This window comes from Tannerella sp. (assembly GCF_052170195.1).
Lineage (GTDB): Bacteria > Bacteroidota > Bacteroidia > Bacteroidales > Tannerellaceae > Tannerella.
The window spans coordinates 1-14240 of the sequence record NZ_JBQNAZ010000003.1; the positions used below are offsets into that span (position 1 = coordinate 1).

Consider the following 14240-nt stretch of genomic DNA (forward strand, 5'->3'; position numbering starts at 1 on the left):
CGGAACCATGCAGAGGCTTTCAAATAAAGAATCATACATAACTAACAGATTATTTATTTAACGACTACAAAAATATACAGAAAGTCCTTTTAATGCGTCAGCCCTGCCCTTGGTATATGGGTGTTGTACGATATCATCCGCAATTTACCCGAGAGTGTTGCCGCTTTTAAAGCCGGCATGGATTTTTGCATGAATATGTTATAATCGGCATATTATAACCGATAAAGACGTATGAATACTTAAAAGGAAGCGGTGTCATAAGAAGGAAAACGGCAGCGTCGCTTGGAGAATAAGGGTGGGGGTTGATGCGTTAATTTGTTCTTTAACGGTTACCCATCGCCTTTAATTTTTCTTATTCTCATAGAATTTAAGAGGATATGCCAAAAGGTAATGCCTTGGTATATTCTCTTTTTGCTTTATCGATATCGGTTATGAGGAGCCTCTGCTTTGTTAACGTAAAAATAACATGATGATAACATAGCTTCAGTTGTTCGCCATATACTTTTGTCGTAAGAATTTAAAGACAGAAGCTATGTTGTTATCGAACGAGTTTATTGAGAATAGTATTGAGACGTATATCTATAAACATACGACGACGTCTCAAAAAATTTACTGGGTCGTATTGGCGGCTGTGACGGTGGCGTTAGTTTCTCTGCCGTTTATTTACGTAGATATATCGGTACAGGGGTTGGGGGTCATCCGGCCTGTTGCGGAGAAGACGGAGATCAAGTCGCCTGTAACGGAATTAGTCGACTCCGTCTACGTCCGTGAGGGCGAACAAGTGAAAAAGGGCGACATCCTTTTGCGATTCCGTACAAACAGTTCGGATTATAAGATAGCCTATCAATCGAACCGCCTGAACGATTATGCCGAACAATTGAGCGATTTGACCTATTTGGCAAGAGGCGCGTGTCCTTCCTCTTTTCAATCGCCTGTACGCAGACAGGAATACCATTATTATATCAAACGAAAAAAAGAATTAGAGACCTCGTTGGATCAGGCGGAAAAAGAATATCTCCGCAACAAATCCCTGTTCGAAAAGAAAGTCATTGCCGAAGAAGAATACGATAAGTATCTCTACCGCTATAAAAGTCAGCAGAACGAGTTGGCCTCACTCATCGAAAATCAAATGAATACATGGCAAGCAAATTTGAATACCCTTCGCAACTCGCATAACGAGATGTATACTTCCCTGAGGCAGGAAATAAAAGATAAGGATATGTATTTCGTCAAGAGTCCTGTTAGCGGAACATTGGATCAGTTCTCCGGGATATATCGCGGCAGCAGCATACGGGCCGGAGAATCCCTCGCCGTGATAAGTCCGGACTCTACACTGTATTTTGAAGTGTATGTGACACCGAGAAATATCGGTTACCTGAGTTTGGGCATGCCGGTGATTGTGCAAGTAGAATCATTCAATTATAACGAATGGGGTACGGTCGGTGGTACGGTCAAAGATATATCATCGGATTTTATGACGGATAAACAAGGTCATTCTTTTTATAAGGTGAAATGCGGGATGGACAGAGACTACCTGCAACTGAAGAACGGACGAACCGGTAAGTTAAAGAAAGGAATGACCGTCAGTGCTCATTTTATGATTACCCGTCGCTCCCTGTTCGACCTGCTTTACCAGAAGATGGATGATTGGGTAAATCCTGCCCGGTATAAACAAGTATCTAACAGTTAAACATAAAAACAAATGAAAAGAGGAATTAAAGTTAAACAGCATGATATAACCGACTGTGGGGCGGCTTGTCTGGCATCCGTTTGTGCTTACCATGGATTACGTTTTCCCGTTTCACGTATCCGGCAGTATGCTTTCACGGATAAAAAAGGAACGAATGTGCTTGGGCTTACTCAAGCTGCGCATAAACTCGGCCTATCGGCCAAGGGGGTCCGTGCGCTTCCGGAGGCCTTGGATATCGTACCCAAACCGGCAATTGCTCATGTTATTGTCAAAGAACAATTACAACATTATGTCGTAGTCTATAAAGTAACGAAGACACACGTTACCTATATGGACCCCGGAGACGGGCGCATGCATCAAAAAACGCGTGAGGAGTTCAATAAAGAATGGACAAAGGTTATGGTTATTATGGAGCCTGAAGAGTCTTTCCGGCGTGGAAACGAGAAGAAGAGCATCATCTCTCAATTCATGGCTTTGCTTGCGCCACATAAAAGCGTCATGCTTCAAGCTCTTTTCGGAGCTCTTGTGTATAGTATATTAGGACTTTCTACAGCGGTCTACGTCGGTAAGATTACAGACTATGTCTTAGTAGATAAGAACTTGAACCTGTTGCATTTGATGGGAATAATCATGATTGCTATCCTTTTATTGAGAACGTTTATCGGTGCGATGAAGAGTATTCTGGCCTTAAAGACCGGTCAACGTATCGATGCCGCATTGATTCTCGGATATTATAAACATCTGTTGACCCTCCCTCAGCAATTTTTCGATACGATGCGCGTAGGCGAAATCATATCGCGAGTGAATGATGCCGTAAAGATTCGCTCTTTTATCAACAATGTCTCGCTCGATCTGGCTGTGAACGTGATGATCCTGTTCTTCACCTCCTGTCTGATGTTTGTGTATTCATGGAAGCTCGCCGTAGTTACCCTCTTGTCAGCCCCTCTGTTCCTGCTTGTGTTCTGGGGATTCAACCGACTGAACCGTAAATACCAGCGCCGCATTATGGAAAGCGCTGCCGATCTTGAATCGCAGTTAGTCGAATCGATTAACTCCATTTCGACCATTAAACGGTTCGGGATAGAAGAATATGCCAATCTGAAGACTGAGACGCGCTTCGTCCATTTGTTGAAAAATACGTTCCGCAGCATCTATGGCTCTATTATGGCACAAGGCGGTATTCAATTTATTTCTACGGGAGTGACGATTGCCGTATTGTGGACAGGCAGCGTACTGGTAATCGATCAGGAGCTGACTCCGGGCGCCCTGATGCTGTTCTATTCATTAGTGGGATATGTGTTGTCTCCGATCTCTTCGCTGATCATGTCGAACCAAACCATACAAGATGCGTTGATAGCGGCAGATCGCTTGTTCCAGATTATGGATTTGGAGAGAGAAAGCGACAATAGTCAGAAAATCACGCTGACACCGGAGATGATCGGCAATATTTCGTTCGAGAATGTAGCCTTTCGTTACGGTTCCCGAAAGAAGGTGTTCGAGTCGTTAAATTTAAAAATAGAAAAAGGAAAGACAACAGCCGTTATCGGTGAAAGCGGCTCCGGTAAAACGACGCTGATTTCACTGATGCAGCATATCTATCCGATACAAGACGGACAGATACGCATCGGAGAGTTCGATATTGCCCAAATTACGAACGAGAGTTTACGCAGGATCGTTGGCACTGTTCCTCAGCAAATCGAATTATTTGCCGGAAGTATTGCCGAAAATATCGCGCTCGGAGATTTGTATCCGGATATGGAACGAATCATCGACTTGGCGGAGCAATTAGGTTTAAAGGAGTTTATTGAAAAATTACCGCAGAATTATATGACGTATATCGGCGAGCATGGGGCATCGCTTTCCGGGGGAGAGCGGCAACGTCTGGCCATTGCACGTGCGTTATACAAAGAACCGGAAATCTTAATATTTGATGAAGCGACTTCTTCGCTCGATTCGGTTTCGGAGAGATTTGTAAAACAGACCTTGAAAAGTCTGGCGACACGAGGAAAGACGATTATTGTGATTGCTCATCGACTGAGCACCGTCAGAGATGCCGATGCGATCGTTGTGCTGGATGAGGGTCGAGTCGTTCAGCATGGTGTGCATGAGCAATTGATACATGAGGACGGTATTTACCGAAAGTTGTGGAACGAGCAATACGGCATGGTATGAAAAGCATGGTTTTTCTTGTATTGTGCCTGTTGTCAGGGAATTTGCTGTATGGGCAAGCTCCGTACACATTAGGAGAATGCATACAACAAGCTCTGCATGCCAATGTGGATATCAAACGCCAACAGGTAAAGTTGGACAAGCAGGCCATTCGGGTCGAGACGGAAAAGTACAGCCGGTTGCCGGACCTGAATTTGAACGGAACACAGCAATTTGATTTCGGGCGCTCGCTGAACCGTGATAATACGTATACGGATGTCAACTCACAAACAAGTTCATTTTCTTTGACCACAGAAGTGGGGCTGTTCTCCGGATTTAAAACGATGCATTCGATCGCACGGCAAAAGTTAGAATTAAAAATAAATCGAGAATTATTAGAGAAAGTACGGAATGATATTACGTTGCAAGTTACCATCTGCTATTATCAGATTCTGCTCGATAAGGAGATTGCAGCGATAGCCGACGAACAGATCATATTGACGCGCGAACAGGAAGAAATGACACGGGTGCTGGCTACACATGGTAAAGTAGCGGAATCACAAGTGTTGACTGTCAAGGCACAGTTGGCAAATGACGAATTAGCATCGGTCAAAGCAGCGAATACACTTCGCCTCTCCATGATCAATTTGCTTCAGTTACTTGAGCTGCGCGATACCGCCGGTTTCGACATCGTGCCTGTTGCACTCGATACACTCATGCCTTTGGCCGTATCTCCGGATGAAATCTTTGCCGTATCGGAACAGATTATGCCCGAGATCAAAAGCGCCCGTACAGCTGTTGAGAGCAGCCAAAGCGCTATTCGCATAGCCAAAGCCGGTTATTATCCGTCCTTAGCATTGGCCGCAAAAATAAGCAGCGGATATTATCATAATAATGACAATAATCCGCCATTAGACATACAGTTTAAAAACAATATGCAGCAAACGGTATACCTCACGCTCCGTATTCCGCTATTTAACCGGATGACGACCAGGAATGCCTTACGCACAGCGCAAAAAGAGCAGGAAGATAGTCGTCTTGCCGCAGACAACGCGTTGAAAACACTGTATAAGGAAATACAAAAGACGTGGTACGATGCTCTCTCCGCACACGAGCGCTACGAGTCGACCCGCCACTCCGTCGCGGCCAACAGTGAGGCTTTACGCTATGCAAAAGAAAAATATCAAGCGGGAAAGAGTACCGTATACGAATATAACGAAGCAAAAATGAAACTGGCGAATAGCCGCTCCGAACAGGCACAAGCCAGATATGAATTTGCCTTGCGGAAAAAAATATTGGATTTTTATGCCGGCCAAGCCATCAGATAGAAACAATGAAAAAAAGAATGATTATGCAATTATTTGAAACCATCGACAGAGCCAGACGCATGCACGGTCTGATACAGCGCGAGGCAACGGGAGACCCACAGCAATTTGCCGAGCGCCTGCATCTTTGTCGCCGACAGTTTTTCAATGTGTTGGACGAACTGAGGGATTTAGGTGCAGAGATACGATATGACAGAATACGGTGTACGTATTTTTATGCTAATGACTTTGATCTGCAGATCGTAATCAAATGCTGCCCCCTTGACGAAAAAGAGCAGAGGCGGATTTCCGGAGGATTTTTTATCAAAAAAATACCGAGTGCAATTTTATTGCACCGAAGCGATATACTTTTGTGTTGTGATTAAACGAATGGTACACAATTCGTGAGATTGCAAAAAAAACTTTATTTTCTAAATTTAAAACTTTAAAACAATGAAAAATTCAGAATTGACTACTTACGGAGTAGTAGAGCTTAATGCTCAAGAGATGGAAGAAGTGAATGGAGGCAGTTTGTTGATTGCCTGGGGGGCTCAATTATTTTTTCAAGAAAAAGCAGCCAGAATGTTGGCAAATTGTATTATTGGTGCATATGAGGCCGGATATGATGCTGGTAGAAACGCAAGATAAGGATAATAACAGAGATTATGGAAAAAATGAAGCAAAATGTTCTATTTCATCCGTTAGATGAAGAGGAAATGTCCTCCATAGAAGGAGGTATCGTGATAGCTATAGTGGCAGCAGCGGCGACAGTTTTTGGTGCAGCATGTGCGGGAGCTTACTATCTAGGATACTATCATGGGAAACGTGCAAAATAACAAAATGTATGGAGATAGTTAAGAAAAAATACCCGAGACATTATTTTGTAAAAATATTAGCGGCTATTACCTCGATCTTTTTGGCATATTTAATTTACAGAGCGATTTTCATAACGAAGCAAACTGACCTATTGCCAATCTATGTGTTATTTCAAGTCTTTTGTTTAATCCCTTTCTGGGTATTTAAGAGAAGAAAAAGGAATAGTAACAATTGTGATAACGTCAAATAAGCTTTCTGTATAATTCAGATGCTCTGATTAGGATATAAAAAAGCAATTGGATCTGCTGAAGAAAACAGGTTGCATTTTGTAAAAAATTAAAAAAATGCGGTGGCAGTTTTAGGGTCATAGGATATCTTAGCTAAGAGATAGAGAGTCTGGTAAATTATCAGATTCTCTTCTCTACTATAAAACATATCAAACCAAATTGTTTGCTGTTTTGGAATGAAGAGACTTTCTCTATATTAACAAATCCAGTAACAAAACAATGTATTAAGTTAAGATGTTCTTTCTCAATAGAATTTCACTACAAATCGTGTTTTACTTTCTACCATTCTTCCCAAACGATTACGGGCTGTTCTTTGGGCGCTTTTTCTCGTGCCGACGCTGCTGTGCGGTCAACCTCGTTCGGTCATTACGGGGAGCGTCGCAGATGAGCATAACCGGCCATTGCCGAATGTGAACCTTTTCTTCAAAAAGGCGAAAAGAGGAACCGTTACGAACTCCGACGGGCAATTCCGGCTCCGGCTGCCAGAAACAGGCGATACGCTGACCGCATCGTGTACGAAACGCAGGCCATACCCATAACATAGCGCAAGATAGGTATACTTTGTCCATTCGATTAGTTCCCGCCGATGTACCACTGAACGAAGTCATCGTTACGAATCTTTCGGCTCGCGAGCTGTTGCAAAAAGCTATTGAGAAAATCCCGCAAAACTATCCGCAAACCGAATTTCTGACAAACATATTTTATCGTGCCGAGATGAATGACTCGGCAACCGACTCGCTGTTGTATGCCGAAGAAGCAGCCATAGAGCAGATAAATCATACCGGCGAAAGATGAAGGATCGGACGTTTTTAGTTAAAAATTGCAATTTCAATTTCGGCAAAGGACGCCGACGTATAAGCGGTATAGGACTTTTTGACTATGTAAAAGTGTTGAACGATCAGCAAGATGTTAGTCACAAAAATCAGTTGACTTACGGACCTTTCAGCAGTTATGCGCTGTTTTTCATAAATTCGAGCATTTGTAAAGTAAATAGTACCGTTTATTGTCGTAGAAAAATTTCAACTCATTCTCTTCCCATGTGTACGATTCGAGTGTTCTTATGATACGATAGAATAACGCAGCATCACCGTTATGGCTATCTCCAATTTCTGTCTCTATATTAAAAAAAGGAGGTGATGTAAGATTTACTGCCATAATATTCAATACTGACCCACCTTTTGCTTTTGTCTCGGAAATAAATTTAAACCAATAGCAGCCTTTCGGTGCAAGGGGAGTGATTTTCCCGGTCTTTGCATCTACTATTCCGGCCAGCTCCCACCGGGTGCCGGTGAATTGCACTGTTCTCTTAAACCGTAAATAATTCTTGCCACCGTTATAATATAACTTGAGCTTTTGGGAGACTATTTCGAAGCGATGAATCTTATTGACTGCCTCTACATATTTTCCACCATCAAAGAGTTCGTTCTTTTTAGTCCCTCCAAAACGAATCTTTATATTCTGTTCGTTTATCACATATTCTCCCATCATTTCATTTGTAGAGCTTTTCCCTGTCAACATTCCATTCCGAAGGAAGATAAGCGTATAGCAGACTGTACAATCTTTTGGATCGGCTTCTCGAAACGCATTGGTTTCCGTATCGCCAAAACCTTCCAACTTCCATGAGCCGATCAGCTCCGAAGGGATAACCGGCAATGTCTCATTCTTCTTCCGATAAAAAAGCAGCTGGTTCTGACTGTTATCGTAATACAGTTTTAACAGATCGCCCATAAAATCGATACGAGAAATGTCATGCATAGCACTCACATATTTCTTCCCTTCAGGTTGTTCATTTGCGGATGTCCCCTCCCATTTGACAATACGCAACGTCTCATCCACCTTATATCTGCCTCTGACCTCGTTTGCCGAAGTATATCCTGAAAATGTTCCGTCTTTCAGAAACGTAATGGTATAACACTTCGCACAATCTTTGGATGCTATCTCTTCGAACGCATTATCTGTCGTGCGCACAAAACCTGCCAGTTTCCAAGAGCCGATCAATGCTGTCGGTATCACCGGATCTTCTTCCGACTGATTCGCATTGGGTTGACCTTGTTGTTGCAGGTTTGTATCATCGTCCGAAGCAATTTCTCCCGCTTTCTCACACCCCATCATCCCTACCATTATCAAAAGCAGGGCACCTATCCATAAAATGATTTTTGCTTTCATATTTTTTTTCGGTTTTAGAATTTGATCTTCGCTTTCCGTATTCCGGATATCTCTTTTACGCTGTGCCTCCGGTGCGGTTTGCGAGGCGCATCGGCTTGTCGGGTGGAGTGTAGGCTGTTATTTCCATAGCTTTGTGTTTTTTATGAGATACTGCAAAGATATAAACGGTTTTTGATAATAGGCAAATATTTTGCCTGTTTTTTTATGTCCAGAAAACAGGGAGAAATGTTTAGGTGTTGTGTAAACAATGATAGTCCATTTTTATTTCCAAGTACCTTCTGTCTGATAATGAAAAAAACATCGTGAGTCGGAAACAATGAGATTTAAATCGGTTTCATCACGACGCCTAACCCTTGGCGGCCGTCTATTTTGATCGTTATCGGATGCTCGAAATGTACAAGCCGCAGATACTCCGTCTCCCGTAAAGCCGGTTGCGCATTCAGAAACGCTTCATCGAACGTACCTCCGCCAAACGAAGGATGAATCGTAAAATAGCCTGCACCGCACGACGTCAAGTTCTGGAAAAAGTGCGTCCCCTGACTCGGGTCAATCCGGTAATGATCCAAACTATACTCCACAATCACGCGTGCATGACTGATATGCGGCCATTTTACCGGAACACCGAGCCACGGGTCATGACTACCCCATCGACCGGGACCGACCAACACATAGTAACAACCTCTACCGGAAAATTCACGATTGATCGCCTCGATTTCTGCTGCAATCGTTTGCGTCCGGGACGAATCGAAAGATGCGGTCTTAACGTACAGCACATCGTGTACATCATTCGAGATGCCGTGTCCCAGTGAGTTGGGCGACCAGAGAATCGTATCGTTCGGATCCACGCGCTTCAGATCTTCGTCAATCATTTCTTTTTGATCGACGATCGGGCGGATTTGCAGCAGATAAAACGATGCACGATCGCGTTTTTGCGGATGAATATTGACCGCAAATTCAATCTCGACCGGACGTCCCATTTCTTTCTGACCGATCTGAAGTAAAGTGTCAAGCGTTTTAGCCAGCGGGAACATGTCATGTTGCAGAATATTCGCAAACGACAAGATTTTCCGTCCTCCGGGGTAATAACCATCACGAATAATATGATCATGAGGTTCGTATGTCGAGGAAATAAACTTTAATGCCCCATCTTCATCGGCATCTTTAACTCCGAGACGCATCAAATTGAACGAGTCGTCGACCGAAAAACGGGTTGGCATATTCTTCATATCCAATGCCAGAAAATGGGTCTGCGTCTCCTTCAAGGCAAATTCGGTCGTACTCATCTGCAAGATATTGCGAGGATGACGAGGTGAAAAACGCAGCGTAACGCCACCGTCGACAATGTATTTACCCAATCCCAAAGCAATGTTGGCAATACCGTCTTCGGCCTTCTCCTTGCCAATGGGATAAAAGTTCAGGGAACGTGCCACTCCGCTGATCAGCGGATAGAGACGGTCGTTAAACCGTACACCGACAACCTCCTGAAGCACGACGGCCATTTTTTCCTGATCGATCAAGTTGCTTGTAGCCGTCATATAAGCCTTACTGTCGCGATAAAACACAGACGCATAAACCCCTTTGACAGCATCGCTCACCGCCCGCAGCATCTCGTTTTTATTGTCCATATTAGGCACCATATACGTCGAATAGACACCTGCGAACGGCTGGTAATGGGCATCTTCGAGCAAACTCGACGAACGAACCGCGATCGGGCGCTTCACCACTTCGAAGAAGGCCATCAGATCGTCGACCAGCCTCTTTGGAAGCTCGGCCTCCAAGAAACGGCTGAGCATCTCCTCGTCGCTGATATCACTCAATGCCAGTGGATACAGACAGTTCGTTTCCATAAACTCATCGAAAATATCGGTACAGAGAACGACCGTTTTAGGGATGTTGACCGGAAAGTTCTCCTGATCCAGCATCGGATAGCGTTTGATCATCGCACCGATAAAAGCCAGTCCGCGCCCTTTACCTCCCAGTGATCCTTCACCGATGCGTGCAAAGTTACTGTACTCGTCAAACCGTTCTTTCTGATAAACAGCGACGACACCGGAATTCTTCATCTGCCGATACTGTACGATGACATCGAAAATAAGCTGCCGGGCATCGTTCAAGTCCGTGCACATGGTCACATCAATATGTTTCAGCAGCTCTGCCGGCGGGAACATCGCGCGCGAATAGAAAAAGCGTGAAAAGTGATTGCGCGAGAGATGATATCGAAGCGAGTGTTCCGGAATATTGAAAATCTGATGCTGTAATCCTTTCAGGTCTTTGATACGCATAATCTCCTCTTTCGTTTCGGGTTCCAGAATGACGAAATCACCAAAACCGAAACGTCGCATAATCTTTTCGCGCAGATCCTGCGGATAGCTCTTGGAGTTCTTATCGATAAATGAAGCGCCCAGCTTTCGGGCATATTCGCGATTGCTCGACTCGGACGACTCCATGATAATCGGCGTCACCGGCCCTGTTTCACGCACATATTGCCCGAAACGATATCCTGCCAGCGCATCTTTCTTTCCTTCACGGGTAAAGTTCATGTCGGAGACGATACCGAGAATATGTTCGCGATACCGGTCATATATAGCGATCGCTTCTTCGTATGTACGTGCCAGCTTGATTTTTGGTCTTCCGCGCATCCGAAGCGTCCGCTGATGATCATTGAGTGCTTCTTTGGCAAATTCCTGACTTTGTTCCAATACGAATTTGTAAAGATGCGGCAGTGCCGAAGAATAGAAACGTATGGAGTCTTCGACCAGCAGGATGATCTGTACCCCTACACTGGCCGTATCGTCCGGCACATTCATTTTATCTTCAATCAGTTTGATGATAGCCAGAAGCAGATCCGAATTACCCAGCCAGCTAAAGACGTAATCGATAACGCTTAAATCTTCATTCGCCACACGCCTTGTCACTTCTTTCGAAAAAGGCGTTAAGACCACAATCGGAATGGATGGAAACTGTTGCTTAATCTCTTTCGGTGCTCCGAAGATATCGGCTTCCATCATATTCGGCATGAAAATGATCAGTTCGAATGTCCGATTGGCCAGCTCCCGCAACGCCTCTTCTTCGGTCGAAACCTGTGTGAACCGAGGTGGATAACGCAGGCTTAGCGACATGTATTCATTAAAAATCTGCTCGTCTACCCGCCCGTCATCTTCGAGCATAAACGTATCGTATTCCGTTGCAATCAGCAGTACATTATATATACGCTTATTCATCAGGTTTGCAAACGAAACATCCTTGAATGCAACTTTTTGAAAGTCCTTTATTTTACTCATACAATCAGGTTTCCCTGCGTGTTGCAGGATAGCCCGCCAAAATTAAAGAAAAATATTTGGTATACCGTAAAAACTCCTTACATTTGTGGACTTTTAAAAATAAAAAAAACATGAAGACCGAAGAAATCTTATTATCATTGGAAGCCAAGCATCCCGGAGAGAAGGAATACTTGCAGGCTGTCAAAGAAGTGCTTATTTCGATTGAAGATGTTTACAACCAACATCCGGAATTTGAGAAAGCAAAAATCATCGAACGGTTAGTAGAACCCGACCGTATTTTTACATTCCGTGTGCCCTGGGTCGACGATCAGGGCGAAGTACATGTCAACCTCGGTTACCGTGTGCAGTTTAATAATGCGATCGGCCCGTATAAAGGCGGACTGCGTTTTCATCCGTCAGTAAACCTCTCGATCCTGAAATTCCTCGGTTTCGAGCAGACATTCAAAAACGCTTTGACCACCCTTCCCATGGGAGGTGGAAAAGGGGGTGCGGATTTTGCTTTCCGCGGACGCAGTGATGCCGAAGTAATGCGTTTCTGCCAGGCATTTATGCTGGAGCTTTGGCGTAACATCGGCCCGGATACGGATGTTCCGGCAGGTGACATTGGCGTAGGTGCACGCGAAGTAGGCTACCTCTATGGCATGTACAAAAAATTAGCTCGTGAGAATACGGGAACGATGACCGGTAAGGGCATGGAATTCGGAGGATCGATCCTGCGTCCTGAAGCTACCGGTTTCGGCGGACTTTATTTCGTACATCAAATGTTGCGTGAGCACGGACACGATATTCAAGGCAAAACAGTCGCGATTTCCGGTTTCGGTAACGTAGCTTGGGGCGCTGCCACAAAAGCAACGGAGTTGGGTGCAAAAGTTGTGACGATCTCCGGCCCTGACGGCTATATCTACGATCCGGCAGGTATCTCCGGTAAGAAAATCGATTATATGCTCGAGTTGCGTGCTTCCGGAAATGACATCGTTGCTCCTTATGCCGACCAATTTAAGGAAGCGACGTTCTTTGCAGGCAAACGTCCGTGGGAGCAGAAGGTTGATGTTGCATTGCCGTGTGCTACACAGAACGAGTTGGGTGCTGAAGACGCACGCGCCCTGATCGACAACGATACGCTTTGCGTGGCCGAGATTTCGAACATGGGTTGTACGGCCGAAGCAGTCGATCTGTTCCTGCATAACAACCGTCTGTTTGCTCCGGGTAAAGCGGTGAATGCAGGTGGTGTGGCTACATCGGGGCTGGAAATGACCCAGAATGCCATGCATATCTCCTGGCCGGCATCGGAAGTAGACGAAAAACTGCATCAGATCATGAGCAGCATCCACGAACAGTGCGTGCTCCACGGTCGCGAAGGCAAATATATCAACTACGTGAAAGGAGCAAATATTGCAGGGTTTATGAAAGTAGCTCGCGCGATGATGGCGCAAGGCGTGGTATAACAGTTACATCCGGCGATTGCGGCGGAAAAGGACACAACCGTTTATTTTCCCCGCACCTTGCCGGGATTTTTAGCAATGAAATCTTTCCAACCGGTGTATGCTTTTTCGGGCATGGGCCGGTTGGTTTGCAAATAGTGACAATAGGCTGCGGCCAGCCCATCCGTCGCATCAAGTTGCGGAAGCATACATTCGTCGGGAATACGGAGGATATGCTGCAACATGCCGGCCACCTGCTCTTTCGCCGCCTGTCCGTTACCGGTGATGGCCATCTTAATCTTCAACGGCGCATACTCGAATATCGGCACGTCACGATTTAACGCTGCGGCAATGGCAGTTCCCTGTGCACGCCCCAGCTTCAACATACTTTGTATATTCTTCCCGAAAAAAGGCGCTTCGATCGCCATCTCGTCAGGATGATATTGGTCGATCAGCGAAATGACACGTTCATAAATGCGGCGCAGACGTACATAGTGATCTTCATAACGGTCTAACTTCAACACGCCCATCGTTTCGAGGGCTGCTTTTCGCCCATTGATGGAAAGTACGCCATATCCCATAACGATCGTCCCCGGGTCAATCCCGAGAATAATCCGTTCTAAAGTCGTCGTTCCCGCTCCTTTCATATCAAATCAAGTTCTTCGAGTACAGTCGAGAATCCCGCCATCTCATGTTCGAATCGGGCGACAAGCTCCTGATGTAACGCTGCCCCCTCGTCACACATCCAGGCTTGTAACGTCTTTTCATCGCTTACTCCGAACTGCACCGACACACTGACTCCTTCCGCACCTTCCACCTCATGAACGACTCGCTGCAAACGCGGCGATTGGAGTTGACCGCTGCGCGTTGCCGCCGGGATGTAAACCGTCCGTAAATAAGCAAGCCCTTCTTCATATTTTCTGTGTGAGAGATGAAATGTCGTATAAAAAACAAGCATAGTCCGTAAATTTCCCGTCAAAGGTAGCGCTATTGTTGAAAAAAACGTTACCTTTGCCGTGAAATAATTCGAGGGGGTATTAGCTCATCTGGCTAGAGCGCGACACTGGCAGTGTCGAGGTGAGCGGTTCGAGTCCGCTATACTCCACCTCTTGGGGGAAGAAACATAT

Annotated in this window: 13 protein-coding genes and 1 tRNA gene; 10 read left to right on the forward strand and 4 right to left on the reverse strand. The window is 45.1% G+C overall.

Features of this window, described 5'->3' with window-relative positions; all coding sequences use genetic code 11:
- The first annotated feature begins 532 nt into the window (after positions 1 to 532).
- From ACTTKA_RS01310 to ACTTKA_RS01345, 8 genes are all read left to right on the forward strand, one after another.
- Positions 533 to 1690, forward strand: coding sequence for an HlyD family secretion protein (locus ACTTKA_RS01310; RefSeq protein WP_442723677.1), 1158 nt, complete (start codon positions 533 to 535; stop codon positions 1688 to 1690).
- A 12-nt stretch (positions 1691 to 1702) separates the two neighbouring features.
- Positions 1703 to 3862: a peptidase domain-containing ABC transporter gene (locus tag ACTTKA_RS01315; RefSeq protein WP_442723678.1), complete on the forward strand. Its 2160-nt coding sequence runs from the start codon at positions 1703 to 1705 to the stop codon at positions 3860 to 3862.
- Positions 3859 to 5166, forward strand: coding sequence for a TolC family protein (locus ACTTKA_RS01320; protein WP_442723679.1), 1308 nt, complete (start codon positions 3859 to 3861; stop codon positions 5164 to 5166). Before ACTTKA_RS01315 ends, ACTTKA_RS01320 begins: the two co-directional genes overlap by 4 nt.
- A 23-nt stretch (positions 5167 to 5189) precedes the next feature.
- The gene (locus tag ACTTKA_RS01325) at positions 5190 to 5528 is read left to right on the forward strand and encodes a helix-turn-helix domain-containing protein (RefSeq protein WP_442713020.1); all 339 of its coding nucleotides are present in this window, start codon (positions 5190 to 5192) and stop codon (positions 5526 to 5528) included.
- A gap of 67 nt (positions 5529 to 5595) precedes the next feature.
- Complete coding sequence (locus ACTTKA_RS01330; protein ID WP_442713021.1) at positions 5596 to 5790, forward strand: class IIb bacteriocin, lactobin A/cerein 7B family; 195 nt, start codon at positions 5596 to 5598, stop codon at positions 5788 to 5790.
- Positions 5791 to 5807: 17 nt separating this feature from the next.
- Positions 5808 to 5978, forward strand: coding sequence for a class IIb bacteriocin, lactobin A/cerein 7B family (locus ACTTKA_RS01335; RefSeq protein ID WP_442713022.1), 171 nt, complete (start codon positions 5808 to 5810; stop codon positions 5976 to 5978).
- A gap of 596 nt (positions 5979 to 6574) precedes the next feature.
- Entirely contained in the window at positions 6575 to 6784 is a 210-nt protein-coding gene (locus ACTTKA_RS01340; protein ID WP_442713023.1) for a carboxypeptidase-like regulatory domain-containing protein, read from the forward strand.
- Between the two features lie 22 nt (positions 6785 to 6806).
- Positions 6807 to 7040, forward strand: a complete 234-nt coding sequence (locus ACTTKA_RS01345) for a hypothetical protein (RefSeq protein WP_442713024.1) — start codon at positions 6807 to 6809, stop codon at positions 7038 to 7040.
- A gap of 168 nt (positions 7041 to 7208) precedes the next feature.
- On the opposite strand, the gene ACTTKA_RS01350 is transcribed toward ACTTKA_RS01345, so the two are convergent.
- Positions 7209 to 8411, reverse strand: coding sequence for an META domain-containing protein (locus ACTTKA_RS01350; RefSeq protein WP_442723680.1), 1203 nt, complete (start codon positions 8409 to 8411; stop codon positions 7209 to 7211).
- Positions 8412 to 8734: 323 nt separating this feature from the next.
- The gene (locus ACTTKA_RS01355) at positions 8735 to 11692 is read right to left on the reverse strand and encodes a PEP/pyruvate-binding domain-containing protein (RefSeq protein WP_442723681.1); all 2958 of its coding nucleotides are present in this window, start codon (positions 11690 to 11692) and stop codon (positions 8735 to 8737) included.
- A 110-nt stretch (positions 11693 to 11802) separates the two neighbouring features.
- Here ACTTKA_RS01355 and gdhA point away from each other — a divergent pair, with 110 nt between their 5' ends.
- On the forward strand, positions 11803 to 13137 hold the full coding sequence (gene gdhA, locus ACTTKA_RS01360; RefSeq protein ID WP_442723682.1) for an NADP-specific glutamate dehydrogenase: 1335 nt from the start codon (positions 11803 to 11805) through the stop codon (positions 13135 to 13137).
- A gap of 41 nt (positions 13138 to 13178) precedes the next feature.
- On the opposite strand, the gene ruvC is transcribed toward gdhA, so the two are convergent.
- Positions 13179 to 13760 carry a crossover junction endodeoxyribonuclease RuvC gene (gene ruvC, locus ACTTKA_RS01365; protein ID WP_442723683.1) on the reverse strand — a complete coding sequence of 194 codons (582 nt, stop codon included), beginning with the start codon at positions 13758 to 13760 and terminating at the stop codon, positions 13179 to 13181.
- A complete protein-coding gene (locus tag ACTTKA_RS01370; protein WP_442723684.1) occupies positions 13757 to 14071 on the reverse strand; it encodes a DUF4286 family protein in 315 nt (104 codons plus the stop codon). Before ACTTKA_RS01370 ends, ruvC begins: the two co-directional genes overlap by 4 nt.
- A gap of 73 nt (positions 14072 to 14144) precedes the next feature.
- Here ACTTKA_RS01370 and ACTTKA_RS01375 point away from each other — a divergent pair.
- Positions 14145 to 14218 (forward strand) — tRNA-Ala (locus ACTTKA_RS01375).
- Positions 14219 to 14240: the final 22 nt, after the last annotated feature.

Coding starts and splice junctions, on each gene's coding strand:
- ACTTKA_RS01310 (WP_442723677.1), top strand. CDS start 533: ATGTTGTTATCGAACGAGTTTATTGAGAATAGTATTGAGACGTATATC.
- ACTTKA_RS01315 (WP_442723678.1), top strand. CDS start 1,703: ATGAAAAGAGGAATTAAAGTTAAACAGCATGATATAACCGACTGTGGG.
- ACTTKA_RS01320 (WP_442723679.1), top strand. CDS start 3,859: ATGAAAAGCATGGTTTTTCTTGTATTGTGCCTGTTGTCAGGGAATTTG.
- ACTTKA_RS01325 (WP_442713020.1), top strand. CDS start 5,190: ATGCAATTATTTGAAACCATCGACAGAGCCAGACGCATGCACGGTCTG.
- ACTTKA_RS01330 (WP_442713021.1), top strand. CDS start 5,596: ATGAAAAATTCAGAATTGACTACTTACGGAGTAGTAGAGCTTAATGCT.
- ACTTKA_RS01335 (WP_442713022.1), top strand. CDS start 5,808: ATGGAAAAAATGAAGCAAAATGTTCTATTTCATCCGTTAGATGAAGAG.
- ACTTKA_RS01350 (WP_442723680.1), bottom strand. CDS start 8,411: ATGAAAGCAAAAATCATTTTATGGATAGGTGCCCTGCTTTTGATAATG.
- ACTTKA_RS01355 (WP_442723681.1), bottom strand. CDS start 11,692: ATGAGTAAAATAAAGGACTTTCAAAAAGTTGCATTCAAGGATGTTTCG.
- gdhA (WP_442723682.1), top strand. CDS start 11,803: ATGAAGACCGAAGAAATCTTATTATCATTGGAAGCCAAGCATCCCGGA.
- ruvC (WP_442723683.1), bottom strand. CDS start 13,760: ATGAAAGGAGCGGGAACGACGACTTTAGAACGGATTATTCTCGGGATT.
- ACTTKA_RS01370 (WP_442723684.1), bottom strand. CDS start 14,071: ATGCTTGTTTTTTATACGACATTTCATCTCTCACACAGAAAATATGAA.